At 62.6% G+C, this 14668-nt stretch carries 13 protein-coding genes; 9 read left to right on the plus strand and 4 right to left on the minus strand.

Annotated elements, in window-relative coordinates; genetic code table 11:
- Positions 1-268: 268 nt before the first annotated feature.
- On the plus strand, positions 269-2458 hold the full coding sequence (purL, locus tag BLR35_RS19760; protein ID WP_090386059.1) for a phosphoribosylformylglycinamidine synthase subunit PurL: 2190 nt from the start codon (positions 269-271) through the stop codon (positions 2456-2458).
- Here the strand turns inward: purL and BLR35_RS19765 are convergent, their stop codons facing one another.
- Positions 2459-4387 carry a PAS domain-containing protein gene (locus BLR35_RS19765; RefSeq protein ID WP_090386061.1) on the minus strand — a complete coding sequence of 643 codons (1929 nt, stop codon included), beginning with the start codon at positions 4385-4387 and terminating at the stop codon, positions 2459-2461. It lies immediately after the preceding gene.
- Between the two features lie 290 nt (positions 4388-4677).
- Between BLR35_RS19765 and BLR35_RS19770 the strand changes: the two genes are divergently transcribed.
- From BLR35_RS19770 to BLR35_RS19780, 3 genes are all read left to right on the plus strand, one after another.
- Positions 4678-5940 (plus strand): RNA-guided endonuclease InsQ/TnpB family protein, encoded by a 1263-nt coding sequence (locus BLR35_RS19770; RefSeq protein ID WP_090386064.1) that lies wholly within the window; start codon positions 4678-4680, stop codon positions 5938-5940.
- 52 nt (positions 5941-5992) lie between these two features.
- Positions 5993-6223 carry a hypothetical protein gene (locus tag BLR35_RS19775; RefSeq protein WP_090386067.1) on the plus strand — a complete coding sequence of 77 codons (231 nt, stop codon included), beginning with the start codon at positions 5993-5995 and terminating at the stop codon, positions 6221-6223.
- 243 nt (positions 6224-6466) lie between these two features.
- Positions 6467-6925: a type IV pilin domain-containing protein gene (locus tag BLR35_RS19780; RefSeq protein WP_090386070.1), complete on the plus strand. Its 459-nt coding sequence runs from the start codon at positions 6467-6469 to the stop codon at positions 6923-6925.
- A gap of 303 nt (positions 6926-7228) precedes the next feature.
- Here the strand turns inward: BLR35_RS19780 and BLR35_RS19785 are convergent, their stop codons facing one another.
- Positions 7229-7594: a winged helix-turn-helix domain-containing protein gene (locus BLR35_RS19785; RefSeq protein WP_090386073.1), complete on the minus strand. Its 366-nt coding sequence runs from the start codon at positions 7592-7594 to the stop codon at positions 7229-7231.
- Positions 7595-7690: 96 nt separating this feature from the next.
- On the opposite strand from BLR35_RS19785, the gene BLR35_RS19790 reads away from it, so the two are divergent.
- On the plus strand, positions 7691-8407 hold the full coding sequence (locus BLR35_RS19790) for a cob(I)yrinic acid a,c-diamide adenosyltransferase (protein WP_394328371.1): 717 nt from the start codon (positions 7691-7693) through the stop codon (positions 8405-8407).
- Positions 8408-8457: 50 nt separating this feature from the next.
- Positions 8458-8988: a DUF7350 domain-containing protein gene (locus BLR35_RS19795; protein WP_090386080.1), complete on the plus strand. Its 531-nt coding sequence runs from the start codon at positions 8458-8460 to the stop codon at positions 8986-8988.
- 6 nt (positions 8989-8994) lie between these two features.
- Here BLR35_RS19795 and BLR35_RS19800 read toward each other — a convergent pair whose 3' ends face one another.
- Entirely contained in the window at positions 8995-9480 is a 486-nt protein-coding gene (locus tag BLR35_RS19800) for a DUF2243 domain-containing protein (RefSeq protein WP_090386083.1), read from the minus strand.
- 306 nt (positions 9481-9786) lie between these two features.
- On the opposite strand from BLR35_RS19800, the gene BLR35_RS19805 reads away from it, so the two are divergent.
- Positions 9787-11340 (plus strand): cobyric acid synthase, encoded by a 1554-nt coding sequence (locus BLR35_RS19805; RefSeq protein ID WP_090386085.1) that lies wholly within the window; start codon positions 9787-9789, stop codon positions 11338-11340.
- Here BLR35_RS19805 and BLR35_RS19810 read toward each other — a convergent pair.
- Positions 11337-11726, minus strand: coding sequence for a ribbon-helix-helix domain-containing protein (locus BLR35_RS19810; protein WP_090386088.1), 390 nt, complete (start codon positions 11724-11726; stop codon positions 11337-11339). The two genes, BLR35_RS19805 and BLR35_RS19810, sit on opposite strands and share 4 nt — an antisense overlap.
- A gap of 151 nt (positions 11727-11877) precedes the next feature.
- Here BLR35_RS19810 and BLR35_RS19815 point away from each other — a divergent pair, with 151 nt between their 5' ends.
- Together BLR35_RS19815 and BLR35_RS19820 are read left to right on the plus strand one after the other, a co-directional pair.
- Positions 11878-12129, plus strand: coding sequence for an MTH865 family protein (locus BLR35_RS19815; RefSeq protein WP_090386091.1), 252 nt, complete (start codon positions 11878-11880; stop codon positions 12127-12129).
- Positions 12130-12364: 235 nt separating this feature from the next.
- Positions 12365-14428 carry a bacterio-opsin activator domain-containing protein gene (locus tag BLR35_RS19820; RefSeq protein ID WP_090386094.1) on the plus strand — a complete coding sequence of 688 codons (2064 nt, stop codon included), beginning with the start codon at positions 12365-12367 and terminating at the stop codon, positions 14426-14428.
- Positions 14429-14668: the final 240 nt, after the last annotated feature.

A 14668-nucleotide genomic window follows, 5' to 3' on the forward strand; every position in this document is an offset into this window, starting at 1 on the left:
ACGCGCTTCAACCCAACAAGGGTTCGTCTGAAACTCCATCTCCCGTGTCTCGCCGATTAGTTGTTCCATGCTTCAACCCAACAAGGGTTCGTCTGAAACCATGTCGAATTTTCGGGCTATCGTCTCGCTATGGAGGGATTACGAAAAAGTGTTTCCGTCGACCCGCAATACCCGCAAACTCCCCTGGGGTCGATGGAACCAACAAGAGAAAATACACGAACGTGCATATAGAAACCCATTTACCGGCCGACTTTCATCACCTAGATGAATGAGTCTTGCCGATTCGGACCGCGAACTCGTCGTCGAAGAGCTGGGCCGGGAGCCGACTCCGGCGGAGGCGGCGCTGTTCGAGAACCTCTGGAGCGAACACTGTGCGTACCGCTCCTCGAGACCCCTGCTGTCGGCCTTCGAGAGCGAAGGAGAGCAGGTCGTCGTCGGGCCGGGCGACGACGCGGCGGTCGTCGCCTTGCCGTCGGCTGACGCCGACGGCGATCGCGCCAGTGGGCACGCAGACGACGAGACCTACATCACGATGGGGATCGAGAGCCACAACCATCCCTCCTACGTCGACCCGTTCGACGGTGCCGCGACCGGCGTCGGCGGCATCGTCCGCGACACCCTCTCGATGGGAGCCTACCCCATCGCGCTCGCGGACTCGCTTTACTTCGGCGGGTTCGACCGCGAACACTCCAAGTACCTGTTCGAGGGCGTCGTCGAGGGAATCAGTCACTACGGGAACTGTATCGGCGTCCCCACCGTCGCGGGCAGCGTCGACTTCCACGAAGACTACGAGGGCAACCCGCTCGTGAACGTCGCCTGTATCGGCCTCACCGACGAGGACCGACTCGTCACCGCCGAAGCACAGGAGCCAGGCAACAAACTCGTCCTCGTGGGCAATGCGACCGGCCGCGACGGACTCGGTGGCGCCTCTTTCGCCAGCGAGGACCTCTCGGAGGACGCCGAGACCGAAGACCGGCCCGCGGTCCAGGTCGGCGACCCCTACGCCGAGAAGCTGCTGATCGAGGCCAACGAGCAACTGATCGAGGAGGACCTGATCGAGTCCGCCCGCGACCTCGGCGCTGCCGGACTGGGCGGTGCCTCGAGCGAAATGGTCGCCAAGGGCGGCCTGGGCGCACACATCGAACTCGAGCGGGTCCACCAGCGCGAGCCGAACATGAACGCCCTCGAGATCCTGCTCGCGGAGTCCCAGGAGCGGATGTGTTACGAGGTCGAACCGGAGAACGTCGACCGCGTCGAGGAGATCGCCGAACGGTTCGACCTGGGCTGTTCGGTCATCGGCGAGGTGACGGAAGGAAATTACACGTGCGAGTTTGAGCGCGAGACCGTCGTCGACGTCGACGCCTACTTCCTCGGCGAGGGCGCGCCGATGAACGACCTCGAGAGCGAAGAGCCGGAACAGCCCGACACCGATCTCCCCGAGGTCGACGTAGAGGACGCGTTCGAGACGGTCGTCTCGAGTCCGAACACGGCCTCGAAGCGGTGGGTCTACCGCCAGTACGACCACGAGGTCGGCGTCCGGACGAGCGTCGGACCGGGCGACGACGCAGCTATCGTTGCGATCCGAGAGGCCGAACAGGGACTCGCCATCTCCTCGGGCGCTGCCCCCAACTGGACCTCGACGGCTCCCTACGAGGGCGCTCGGGCGGTTGCACTCGAGAACGCGACGAACGTCGCGGCCAAGGGCGCGACGCCGCTCGCGGCAGTCGACTGTCTCAACGGCGGCAACCCCGAGAAATCGGACGTCTACGGCGGCTTCCAGGGCATCGTCGACGGCCTCGCGGACATGTGCGCGACGCTCGACGCGCCCGTGGTCGGCGGCAACGTCTCGCTGTACAACGACTCCGTCTCCGGTCCGATTCCGCCGACGCCGACGCTCGCGCTGGTCGGGACGAAAGACGGCTACGACGCGCCGCCGCTGTCGGTCACCGCCGACGAGGACGCCGAGACGCTGCTGCTGGTCGGCGACCTCGCTCTCGAGGCCGACGACTTCGCTCTCGGCGGGTCGGAGTACCTCGCCCGGTTCGACGGCAGCGACGCCTTCCCTGCACTCCCAGAAGATCCCGCTGCACTCGTCGAGACGATCGCCGACGTTGCCGACGACGAGGCGACGCGTGCCGTCCACGACGTCAGCCACGGCGGACTCGCCGTCTCACTCGTCGAGATGGTGACCGACGAGGCCGGCCTCGAGATCGACCTCTCCGTCGCCGACGCCGACCTCGCTGCTGCCCTGTTCCACGAACAGCCGGGTCGCGTCCTGATCCAGACCGAGTCGCCAGATGCCGTCGAAGAAGCTTTCGATGGCGTCGCTCCCGTCGTCGAGGTCGGCTCGGTGACCGACGACGGTCGACTCGAGGTCACGGCAGACGAACGAACGGTCGCGACCGACGCGGCGACGATCCGAGAACTGCGGGCGACGATCGAAGACGAACTCGCGTAGCTATCTGACTTCCCACGTCGGTTCGGGACTGGATTCGGACTCGTTCTCCGATTCCTGGGGCTCGAGCGTCGTTACGTCCCTGACCTCGATCCGCGTCCGGCCGTTTGCCTCCGCGTCGATCGACAGTTTCCAGTCGTGAGCTTCGGCGATCGCACGAACGAGCGCGAGTCCGAGCCCCTCGACCGTGCTCTCGTCGCTCGCGGTAGGGTCCAGCAACCGTTCCTGTGCGTTCGCCGGCGGGTCGCCGGCGTCGTCGAGCAGGTAGAAGCCGCGCAACCGTGGTGATCCCTCGACGCCGAGGACGCCGATCTGAACCGTGACGTCACCGTAGCTGTTCTGCTCGACGCCCGCACGAGCGGCAGCGTCGTCGAACGCCGTCTCGAAGAGGTAGACGAGCCGGTCCGAATCCGCACGCAGTGCCGCATCCTGTTCGACGACCACGTCTCCCTCGTCGAGTCGTGACTCCGCGAGGGCCTCCTCGACCGCGTGCTCGAGCGTGACGCGGCTCCGGGTCCTGACAGCGGAGGCGTTGCGGGCGAACTCCCGAACGTCGTCGACGAGCCGTTCGGCCCGATCGAGCGTCTGCTCGACGGACTCCTCCGCGAGCGGGAACTCCCACTCGAGTTCGGCGTCGTCCTCGAGTGCGTCGGCGACGGTCTCGAGCTGGCGTTTCAGGTCGTTCGAGAGGACGTTCGCAACCCCCTCGAGCCGTTCGGTCTGGCGCTCGAGTTCCTCGGTCCGATCCCGGAGAACCCGCTCCCGGTCGGCGCGGTCGAGCGCAGCACGCGTGTTCTCGGCCAGCGTCGAGAGCAACTCGACGTCGGTCTCGTCGAACCGGTTCGGCTCGAGCGAGCCGGTCATGAGCACGCCGTGGGTGCCGATCGGTGCGATGATCTCGGACCGCAACGGCGTCGAGGGGTTGTAGAGGTCCTCGTCTTCGGCCAGATCGTCGAACCGTTCGACCTCGCCGGCCTCGAAGACGTTCCAGACGAGCCCATCGCCGGGGTTGAACCGTGGCAGACCACCGAACTCCTCGTACGCGCCGGCGGTGCCAGCGACTGGTTCGAGATAACCGTGTTCCTCCTCGAGCAGCCAGATGCCGCTGATCGGCAGGTCGAGCAGGTCGCTCCCCGAGTGGACGGCGATCGCACAGATCTCCTCGGGGTCGTCGGACTCGAGCAGCCACCGGGTGACTTCGTGCAGCGACGCGGCGACGCGTTCGTACTCGTGCTGGTCGGTGATATCCCGGATGATCGCGGCGATCGTCGCTTCGTTGTCTTCGATCGGGACGATCCGAATTTCGGCCATCCGATCGTCGCCGTCGGCGTCGGTTATCGAGGCCTCGAGCTGGCGTTTCGCGGTGTTGCCGACGTCGACGTCGGCGATCGCACGCCCCATCTCGACGGCGTCTTCGTCGTCGATGCCGGCCCGCGCGGGGACGACTTCGACGTGTTCGCCGACGAGGTCGTCGCGATCCCGGCCGAGGAGTCGTTCCATCGCGTCGTTGACCGAGACGATCTCTCGGGTCGGGTCGAGCGTGACGACGGCGTCGTCGATGGCCTCGATGACGGCGGCGTGCTGTGCGATGGTGGTTTCCTGCTCTTTCCGCTCGGTGACGTCACGCATGTACACCGACAGCCCCGTCTCGGAGGGGTAGGCTCGTGCTTCGAACCAGGTCTCGAGGTGGGTGTGATACACCTCGAAGGAGACGGGGACCTGTTCGTCCATCGCCCGATGGAAGCCGTCGGGGAACTGCGTCTCGACGGTCTGGGGGAACTCGTCCCACATGACTCGGCCGATCAGGTCCGACCGGGAGCGTTTCAGTAGCGTCTCGGCGCGTTCGTTGAGGTAGGTAAACCGGAAGTCGGTGTCGAGCGCGAAGAACGCGTCCGTAACGCGGTCGACGACGGGAACGGATCGCGACGTCACGGTTTTTCACCCGAAGGTGTCCCGTCCCAGTGGTGGCCGTTTCGAACGCGATCAGTTCTCGTCGTAACCATCTACGGACAGTCTAGTTCTACTTGGTGGAGCCAATATTTCAGTGTCGTGGCTTTCCAGCGTGCTGTCCTGTTACTTTTCATACAGAGGCAGCGCGGAAACCCACGGCTTTAGCCGTGGGAGAAAGCGCGCCACTTGTGAATCCAACCACGCATCCAGACACGGCTGACTCCCCAGTGCAAAACTCACTCTTTAAATAATATTGTTCCAATATTTGAACTATGACGGTCGTCAGGAACCTCGAAATCAAGCTCGACGTTGCCGACGAGGACTACCCTGTCCTCGATGAGACGTTCGAGCAATTCCAGCAAGCCGCACAACACGCCGCGGACTACGGCTGGTCTGACGACCCAACCCAGATAATCGACAGCAAAAACAAACTCCACGACGCCACATACTCCGACGTACGCGAGCAAACAGAGCTCACTGCAAACCACGTCCAAGCGGCTCGCAGCCTCGCTGCGAACGCACTTAGTAACTGCAAAGACCGTCTCCTTGAAGACGAAAAGAACGCCAGCAAACCCGAGTTCCGCGGCACTGTCGTCGTCTACGACGGTCGGACTATCACGTACAACGACGACCACTGCACGCTGTCTACCGTGGATAGTCGTGTCTCCGCTGAATACATCATTCCAGATGACACGCGTGGTACTCCGTTCGAGGAATACTGGGGGCATTCAAAGTGGGGATGCGGTGAGGCCACGCTACACAAGCGTGACGGCACGTACTACTTGCACGTGTCGATGAAAAAGGAACGCGAGAAAGACGAGGCGTCTGCGACCGAGTACGGAGCGGTACTCGGCGTAGACCTCAACGTTGACGGCTACCTCGCTGTCACCTCAACAGGCGCGTTCCTCGGCAACACAGACTACCTCAACCACAAGCGCAAGGAGTACGAACGTCGTCGTGGAAAATTGCAACAGACAGGTACTCGAAGTGCCCACTTGACGCTGAAATCCATCGGCGACCGCTTCTCGAATTGGAGCGAGGACTACTTGCATCGCGTCGCACTTGCACTGGTTCTTGAAGCCCGGCGGCACGAGTGTGACGCGATAGCGTTCGAGAACTTGAAACATATTCGGGAGCGTATCTCGAGCGCGTCCAAGTTCCAGCAGTGGGCGTTCAACAAGCTCCAATCTCTCGTCGAGTACAAGGCCGAAGAGTACGGTATCCTCGTAGACGACGTGAAGCCACAATACACGTCGCAGCGATGCAGTCACTCAGAGTGTGGCTTTACGCACGAGGATAACCGTGATGGAGACGAGTTCGAGTGTTTGAATTGTGGGAAGGAACTCCACGCGGATTACAATGCTGCTCGGAATATTGCGTGGCGGCTTGTCCAGCATTGGCTCAAGTCTGGTGCTGGACGGGCGGACTGTCAGGTCGCCCTGAAGTCAGGGACGGTGAACGCGAACGGCGAGTTTTCGCCTACCACGGGTTCTAGTGGTCAGAGCGGGAGTCCACTGACAAGCCCACCGCTTTAGCGGTGGGTACCTGACATGAGAGGATTATGGTAGTGGCCGACATCGTTATCGTATGGAGACCGACACGATCTACAACGGCCTGCTGGTGGGACAGGTACTCGGGGCAGTGATCCTCGTCACCGGCCTCTTTCAGGGTGGGCTCACGCCCGTGACGATCGCTGGCGGTGTGATACTCTTTCTCGCAATCATGGGTGTGGCAGCGATGGCGATCGCAGTCGACACCGACGAACGCGCGTCGGACGGTGGAATACCCCGCTCCGGTTCGAGCCAGCGGAACCGATGAACGAAAACGAACGATCCAGTAACGCTTGGTAATCCTTTCATGAACGTTTATAGAGCCGATAGAAACGGTCCGCAACGATTCTTTTGTTCATCGAGATACAGTATGAGCTATTTATATATACTTTGAATTTAGACGTTGTATCAGCACCAAAACGAGCGGTCGGAAGGGGCCAAATGGTCGGCAGTGCGTACGATGGGTGCACTGGTGCAGTCAGCCCTCGACCGTTCAGGGGTGTCAAAAACAATGTTCGGTACATCAAATCGACGACAGTTCGGAACTGGAGAAGAGCGCGCAGTATCGCCCGTCATCGGAGTCATCCTGATGGTCGCGATTACCGTGATTCTGGCAGCCGTCATCGCAACCTTCGTCCTCGGCGTCGGCGACGACATTCAGCAGAGTCCGCAGGCCGGCGTCTCGATCGACGACAGCAACCAGAGTGCGGTCGACGTCTCCGTGACGTCGCTCGGAAACGCTGACGGCGTCGTCGTCGTCGAGGCGAGTACGGGTGAGTACGAGAACGAGGACCATATCCTCAATTCGACTGGAATGTCCTACACGTTCGACAGCGACAAGAGCGAAGTCAGCGGCGGAAGCTACACCGTTATAGCGTATTTCGGTGACGACCCCGACGATCCCGATACGCCAGTCGACGATCAGGTTACCGGGGCAGCCTCGATCGATAGCTTCGAAGTCGAAGAGTAATCCGGCTCCGTTCCTGCCGTTCTCCAATTCGTTATTCTTGGCAGTCGTTCGAACTCGAGACACGAACATGTACGCACCGCTACCAGGTCTGCATCCGAATCGGTCAGTATCGTTTAGTAGTTCCGTCGGAAACAGTCGCCCGCTTCCGATACGGAAGCGGCGTGTGGGGAGGTAACTCGAGCGGTAGGTGGTGGTTGCTCCCCACCGCACCTTACGGTGCAGTTCTCGTTAGGGAGACCCCTCACTTAGACCTAGTTAATTTTTCGTAGATTTGAGTGATAAGTTTCCGGTCGGTGTCCTCGACTAAAACGTCCGCCGCGTCTCGGACCAGATATCGGCGGACCGGCTACTCGAGCGGCCGACGTCGACGTCGAACGATCGGTCGTCGTCGAGCGCGATCGAGATATCGTCGAAGTCGGCGATATACCGGGATTTGTGGTGGCTGCCCTGTCGAACGCCGACGGTCTCAGTGACGAGGTTCGCCTCCGTCAGTCGGTCGAGTTTCCGGTAGGTCGTCGACAGCGGGAGGCCCGTCCGGTCGGCGAGTTCGTCGACCGTCAGCGGTTCCTCGAGGACGCCGACGATTTTTCGGCAGGCGTCGTCGTCCAGTGCCCCGACGACCGCGGCGATATCGGGGGATTCGTCGGACGACGAGAAACCCAGTGACATGCCGTGGTGTTGGGCGTGGATCCTAAAGACACGTTTGGTCGAAGAAGCCGCGAACGTGTTCGGGTTCCGAACGGTGCTTCGGCTGTCGGTGTCTACATATATCGTCGGGTCGACGGCCCGACTATGAGCGACGAGCGTACGTCCGACGGGACGGTCGAGAACACGCCAGGACAGGGACGAACACCCGAATCCGAACCGATCGAGCCGAAAGCACCCGAGGAGTTCGGCCTCGTTCAGGTCTGGTGGGGCGACGGCAAGGGGAAGACGACCGCCACGCTCGGGATGGGGATGCGCGCGGCTGGGCACGGCCACCGCGTCCACGTCCTCCAGTTCATGAAAGGCGGAGCCTCGAGCGTCGAGGCCGTCCGCGGCGAGTACAACGCTATCGCCGCCTTGCCGGGGATGAGCTACGAGAACCTCGGGCACTACGGCTGGCACGGGATGGCCGACGGTAGCGAGGACGAAAGCCACGAAGAACAGGCCCAGGCCGGTCTCGAGCGCGCCCGCGAGTTGCTCGCGGCCGCCTCGGAAGCCGACCTCGAGTCGGCGCTTCCGCTCGACGGGGTGCCCGAGGACGGCGTCCACATGCTGATCCTCGACGAGGTGCTCTACGCCGCGGATCGGGACCTGATCAGCGAGGACGACGTCCTCGAGTTGATCGATTCGAAACCCGACGGCCTCGAACTCGTGTTGTCGGGAAGTCACGCGGAGCCGACGTACCTGCAGGAGCACGCGGACCTGATCACGAACGTTCGCAAGCAAAAGCATCCGATCGAGGACGGCCAGCGCGCGCGACGCGGGACCGAGTTTTAGCTGCACCTGCAGTCCACACGTCTACTGGCGTCGTCGCCGTGAACTGCAGCGTGCGCCGACGGACCCTCCTTACGACTCTCGGAAGCGCAGCGGTCGGCGTCACCTCGGGCTGTCTCGAGGCGCTCGATCGCGAGGACGAGGGACGTGAAGCGGGCGAGGCCCTCGAGCCGATGGAGATGGTGACGGGGATCGCGTCCGAGACGAAAGCGGACGGCGTGGAGTGGATCGGCGCTGCCGAGACTCGAGACGTCGTCGCTCCGGTGGGCCTCGTGGAGGGGTTCGGCGACGTCACCGACGGACCCTACCTCGTGGTCTCGCCGCGAACCCTACACAACGACTACTGTCTCCCGTTCGCGTCCGTCTCGAGCGCGTGCACTCGAGCAGGAAAAACCGTCTTCGACGGCCGTCTCACCGAGACGATCGATCCGACGCTGGGCCATCACTACGGAGCGCCACTCGAACCGATCGAGGACGGCGACGAGCTGACGGTCGGACTCGAGTCGCCGCCGCAGTTCGCCCGCCACGAGGGGTACGAAACGGCGTTTCTCGAGTCGGGGTTCTCGGTCGCTGTCGACCGATGAGCCGGCTTACGGCTCCACGCGGTAGCCGTCCGCGGACCGGAGCAGGAGCCAGCCGACGACGAGCAAGAGACCGCTCACGACGAGCCAGTGTGGGTTCCAGGCCTCGGTACTGTGGGCGACGTTGTGCAGGTCGAGGACGTAGTGGCTGACGACGCCGTCGATGACGTTGAACGTGCCCATGCCGACGACGACTGCACCGAGGAGAAACCGCGTCGAGAACAGTTCGTCGGCACCGTTGACGAGTCGCCAGAGGAGTCCGAGACCCACGAGCATCACGGCGAGCATCGCACCCGTGAACAGCCCGTCGAACATGACGTTCGTGCGCAGACCGTCGATGCTGTAGGGGTCGTAGATACCCGACAGGAGGTGATGTGTCTGGAAGACCAGATGGAAGATCACGACGTCGAGGACGGCTCCGAGGCCGAAGCCGACGGTCGCACCCGAGAGGAGCAACGTCCGTCGGTGGCGCGGTTGGCTCCGCTGGCTCGTCATGGCGGTGGTTCGCTAACGATGGCCAAAAGGTGACGCCCGACGACTGCCACGACAGTCGTCGTCTCGTGCGACTCGACGGCCTTCGTAACCGACGTTCGGCTGCGAGCAGCCGTCAGGGACGGACAGCTATAGTAACAACTGAAACTGTTTGCACACCGATCGCACCGCTGTCGTGCGATCGGGTGCGCACTGACTTTCAGTGGCTACTATATCGAAGGCGTGTTCGACGGGGCGTCGCGTCTGAACCTCGGGCGAGTCGGTCCACGGAATCGATAAGTGAGTGCGGCGACGGCTGTAACGTAGCGGATGAGCCGAACGCTCCTCGTCGCCGGAACTGCGAGTCACGTCGGCAAGTCGACAGTCGCGGCCGGGCTCTGCCGACTGCTCGCGGACCGTGGCGTCGCCGTCGCGCCGTTCAAGGCACAGAACATGAGCAACAACGCTCGCGTGGTCGCGCGCGTGAGCGCCGAGACCGACGACGAGTGGGGCGAGATCGGCGTCTCACAGTTCGTTCAGGCTCGAGCGGCCCGGACGACGCCGACGACGGACTCCAACCCCGTCCTGCTCAAGCCCCGCGGCGACGGGGAGAGTCAGCTAGTTCTCCAGGGGAAGCCCCAGGATCACGTGCCTGCCGGCGAGTACTACGAGGAGTACTGGGAGCGCGCTCGCGAGGCAGCCGAGGAGTCGTATCGCCGACTGGCCACAGAGTACGACGTGATCGTCGCCGAGGGTGCCGGCAGTATTGCCGAGATCAACCTCCACGACCGCGACCTGGCGAACGTCGAGACGGCCCAGTTCGCCGACGCCGAAATCCTCCTGCTGGTCGACATCGAACGCGGCGGGGCCTTCGCCAGCCTCTACGGGACTCTCGAGTTGCTGCCCGACGCCATCCGCGAGCGCGTCGTCGGTGCGGTCATCACCAAGTTCCGCGGCGATCCGTCCCTGCTCGAGTCGGGGATCGAGGAGATCGAGTCCCGGACCGGCGTGCCGATCCTCGGTGTCCTCCCGTACGACGATCCCGGACTGCCGGAGGAAGACAGCGTCTCGCTTCCCGGCGAGGGCGAGCGTGGCGTACTCGGCGACGACGACGGCGTCCCCGACGAACGCCGCGTTCGGATCGCCGTCCCTCGGCTCCCGCGACTCTCGAACGCGACCGACCTCGAGTCGCTCGCGGCCGAACCCGGCGTCTCGGTGGTGTTCGTCCCGCTCGAGAACGTCGACGAGAGTGACCCGCTCGCCGATATCGACGCGGACGCAGTCGTTCTTCCGGGCACGAAGAACACGGTCGACGACCTGCTCACGCTTCGCGAGTCGGGATTCGGGGACGCCCTCGAGTCGTTTGCCGGTCCCATCGTCGGCATCTGTGGCGGCTACCAGCAACTCGGCGAACGGCTCACGAACGCCTCGCTCGAGGGAACGGGGTCGGACGACGTCGTCGAAGGCCTGGGACTGCTCCCGGTCGAGACGCGGTTCGAGTCCGAGAAGCGACTCGAGCCAGCGACAGTTACTGTCGACGAATCTGCGACGTCACTGTTTGCGGGTGCGGGGGGAACCGCTTCGGGATACGAGATTCATGCCGGAAGAACGAGACTGCTCGAGTCGACGACGGACGTGGCTCGGCCACTCGGCGAGACGAGCGTCGCGCAGGGAACCGTCGTCGGGACGTATCTCCACGGACTCTTCGACAACGAGAACGTTCGCAGGGCGTTCCTGGATCACGTTGCAGCGTCGGCAGGCGTGGATCGACCCACTCGAGACGGGGTCGAGAAGAGAGATTCCTACGACCGGGCGGCGACGCTCGTTCGAGACCACGTCGATCTCGAGGCGCTAGGACTGGCGGAGACGGATACGAAGAACTAGGTCGACCGATCGCGGTACGTTCCGAGCAGTTCCTCCAGGATGATACACTCCTGGTCGGTCGGATCGTAGTGGGTGTCGATGTAGCGTTCGGCGGCCTCGTAATCTCCGCGGAGTCCGTGTTTCCGGACCGTGATCACGGAATCGAGGAAGAATGTGCCGCCGTCGGTACCGAGTGCCTTGGCGTGGTCCTCCTCGGAGATGTCGATCTCGGATTTGATTTCGTCGAAGTTGAACGTCTCCACCTCGTGGTCGGGATTGATCAGGGTGAGAACGTACTCCGCGGAGAAGCGATAGAACTCGGATTTGCTCTCGAACATACCGTCGTCGACGAGTTCGTCGATCTGCTCGACGATTTCGTCCGGATATCTGACGGTATCTTTCGCCATACTGGCTCTCTCCTCGTTGCTAATTCATTACTGTTTCGCCGATTTATAAGTAAGGGTTCAGTTCCCGTCGGCGATCAATAGACCGACCGCAGTCCCAGTGGTCGCAACTACCTACAAATTTATTATTTATCACGCTCAATTGTGGGCTGCAATGGCAGACGAATCCGAAATCCGCGACCAGATGATCGACGCGTTCGAAGAAGCCGACTACCCGATCTCGAGTCCGATGGACCTCGTTCCGGCGCTGCCGAACGGTCCCGGCACGAAGTTCGAGGACGGCGACTTCTCGATGACTGCGATGGAGCTGAACACGAAGACGTCCGGCGGCGACTTCCCGTACGACGACGTCGAAACGTTCGTCGACGACGTCATCGAGGACCTCAAAGACCAGGGCGAGCTGTAACGGGCGAACAGCCGCTGACGTCTTCTAAAATCGTTTCGTTTCTGGCAGGATCTACCACAGGCTGCTAGGACGGTACCCACCCTTCCAATTAGACCTAGTTATCGTCTGTGTAGGCACCCTCCTACCGGCGTGGCACTAGTTCCCGTGGTCGTACACGGGCTACGTAGACCATCAGACTCTTGGTTCAAGACGTAATCGGATGAAGAAAGGGCGCGTCCGGGTACGCCAGCTAGAGATGACCCAGAAGGAAAACGGAAGTGGCGCCGATACGGTCGTCGTCGTAACGGCAGACTCCGGGACGGATCGGAGCCTCTGTGAGCAGTTGCGAGAGGCGACCGATCTCACAGTCCGTGCCGTCGAAGCCGCTGCTGTCGAGATGGCTGCCGAAGAGGGCAGTGATCATCCCGAACCGGCTGCCGATACCGACGCAACGCTCGGCGGGGTAGCGCCACGGGAGCTAACCGCTCTCGTGCTCGAACTCGAGCACTCACGTCCGGATACGATCGAGCAATTCTTCGAGTCTATCGACACCGAGTTCGTCGAAGACGTTCCGACGGTCGTCGCTCCCTGGGAGGGTAGCGAGGAACTCGCTGCGACCGCCGTTCGAACGGCTGCCGACGATTACGTGCCGATCCAGCGTGACGATGCCGTCGATCGGATCCTCGAGTCGATCGAATCCGGGACGGATCGAGCGCCGTCGAACGCCGAATACCATCGAATTATCGCCGACGAGCTTCCGGACGAGGCGTTCGTCATCGACGAAGACGGCGTCTACCTCGAGGCGAAGATGAGTCCTGACTCCGTCTCACTCTATACGGTGTCAGCCGAGGAGTTGGTCGGAAGCCGACTGACGGACGCGTTTCCGGCCGAGGTTGCCGACCGGCTTCAGCGATGTATCGGTCGAGCGATCGAGACGGACGAGGTCCAGACGATCGAGTACAGCGGTTCGACGGTCGAGGGGTCGCGGCGGTTCGAGGGTCGCGTCGTCCCGATCGACGAACGAATCGACGGCAAGCGAGCGGTCGTCTGGCTAGCCCGGGACATCACCGAGCGCGCACGGCGCGAACAGCAGTTGCGTTCCCAGCGAGCCGAACTCGAGACGCTAAACCGGATCAACGCCGTCGTCAGGCAGGTAATCGAGACACTCGTCGAAGCCTCGACGCGAAAGACGATCGAACGGGCGGTCTGTGAGCAACTCGTCGACTCGGAGCTGTACTGCTGTTCCTGGATCGTCGAGCGAACCGGAGAAGACGACTTCACCTACCGTATCGGTGCTGGCGAGGCCGACACCTACCTCGAGCGAGTACGCGAGATCGATGTCGATCGCGAACGGCCGGTCGAGCGGGCCGCGAGAACGGGCGAGGTCCAGGCGACGAACCACGTTCTCGAGAGCAACGATCTCCCCGAACCGCTCGCGGAGGCGGCTCACGAAGACGAGATCCGGGCGGGAATCTCCGTGCCGATCGTCTACGAAGACGTCACCTACGGCGTTCTCTCGGTCCTTGCGGGGCGAGAAGACGCGTTCAGCGATAGCGAACAGGCCGGCTTCGAACTGCTCGGGGAGACGATGGGCTTTGCGATCATGGCCGTCAGGAACCGACAGCTGCTGTTTTCCGACTCCGTCGTCGAACTCGAGTTTCAGATCGACGGCGGCGATTCGTTCTCGTTCGATCTCTCGAACGAATACGACTGTACGACCTCGCTCGAGTGGGCGGGAACGGGCACGGATGGCCGAACCTACCAGTTCGTGACCGTCGAGGGGCTCGACGGCGAGACGGCACTCGCGGAGGCAAAGCGCCACGACTCCATCGAGGAGTGTCGACTCATCTACAGCGGGAACGGGTCGTGTACGCTCGAGTTCCGGCTGACGGAATCCGGCGTTCGGACGCTCGCGAACCACGGGGCGACGATCCGGGACGTCACCGTCACCGACGGGGTCGGTACCTGTCTCGTCGAGGTCCCCCGGAACGCGGACGTCCGTGAGATCGCGGAGGCGCTCTCGATCGTCTATGAAAACACGGAACTGGTCGCCCGACGGGAGATCGACCGCCCCGTCCGGACCGCGGCCGAGCGACGCGACCGCATCCTGGACGAACTCACGCAACGCCAGTTGACGACGCTTCGACTCGCCTACTACGGCGGCTTCTTCGACTGGCCTCGCGAGAGTACCGGCGAGGATATCGCCGAGATGATGGAGGTCTCCCCGCCGACGATGCACCAGCACCTCCGGAAGGCGCTCAAGACCGTCCTCGGGGAGTTCTTCGAGGAACGCGGCCGCTCCCCCGGTGAATCCGAGTGAGAACTGACTGGGCTCGAGACAGCCCCTAACCGCTTATCCTGTAACTTTGTAGACTCTCTACCGAAGGGTAGCGGTGCTGTTCGAGATATAGAAACGTCGTTCCGGTCGCGAGGGCGGTAGGTGGTGGGTTTCGAATGGTATCCCTCGCACCGGTCGGCCTTCCATCTGGAAGGCAACGGGCGTATGCTCTCGAGACTGATAACCTTATCCGAACGAGAATTTTCCGTAAAATATGGTGTG

Origin of the sequence: Natronobacterium texcoconense, from assembly GCF_900104065.1 — an archaeon.
GTDB lineage: Archaea > Halobacteriota > Halobacteria > Halobacteriales > Natrialbaceae > Natronobacterium > Natronobacterium texcoconense.

What these genes read in the sequence shown, in the direction of transcription:
- purL (WP_090386059.1), top strand. Translation starts at nt 269, where the DNA reads ATGAGTCTTGCCGATTCGGACCGCGAACTCGTCGTCGAAGAGCTGGGC.
- BLR35_RS19770 (WP_090386064.1), top strand. Translation starts at nt 4,678, where the DNA reads ATGACGGTCGTCAGGAACCTCGAAATCAAGCTCGACGTTGCCGACGAG.
- BLR35_RS19775 (WP_090386067.1), top strand. Translation starts at nt 5,993, where the DNA reads ATGGAGACCGACACGATCTACAACGGCCTGCTGGTGGGACAGGTACTC.
- BLR35_RS19780 (WP_090386070.1), top strand. Translation starts at nt 6,467, where the DNA reads ATGTTCGGTACATCAAATCGACGACAGTTCGGAACTGGAGAAGAGCGC.
- BLR35_RS19785 (WP_090386073.1), bottom strand. Translation starts at nt 7,594, where the DNA reads ATGTCACTGGGTTTCTCGTCGTCCGACGAATCCCCCGATATCGCCGCG.
- BLR35_RS19800 (WP_090386083.1), bottom strand. Translation starts at nt 9,480, where the DNA reads ATGACGAGCCAGCGGAGCCAACCGCGCCACCGACGGACGTTGCTCCTC.
- BLR35_RS19805 (WP_090386085.1), top strand. Translation starts at nt 9,787, where the DNA reads ATGAGCCGAACGCTCCTCGTCGCCGGAACTGCGAGTCACGTCGGCAAG.
- BLR35_RS19810 (WP_090386088.1), bottom strand. Translation starts at nt 11,726, where the DNA reads ATGGCGAAAGATACCGTCAGATATCCGGACGAAATCGTCGAGCAGATC.
- BLR35_RS19815 (WP_090386091.1), top strand. Translation starts at nt 11,878, where the DNA reads ATGGCAGACGAATCCGAAATCCGCGACCAGATGATCGACGCGTTCGAA.
- BLR35_RS19820 (WP_090386094.1), top strand. Translation starts at nt 12,365, where the DNA reads ATGACCCAGAAGGAAAACGGAAGTGGCGCCGATACGGTCGTCGTCGTA.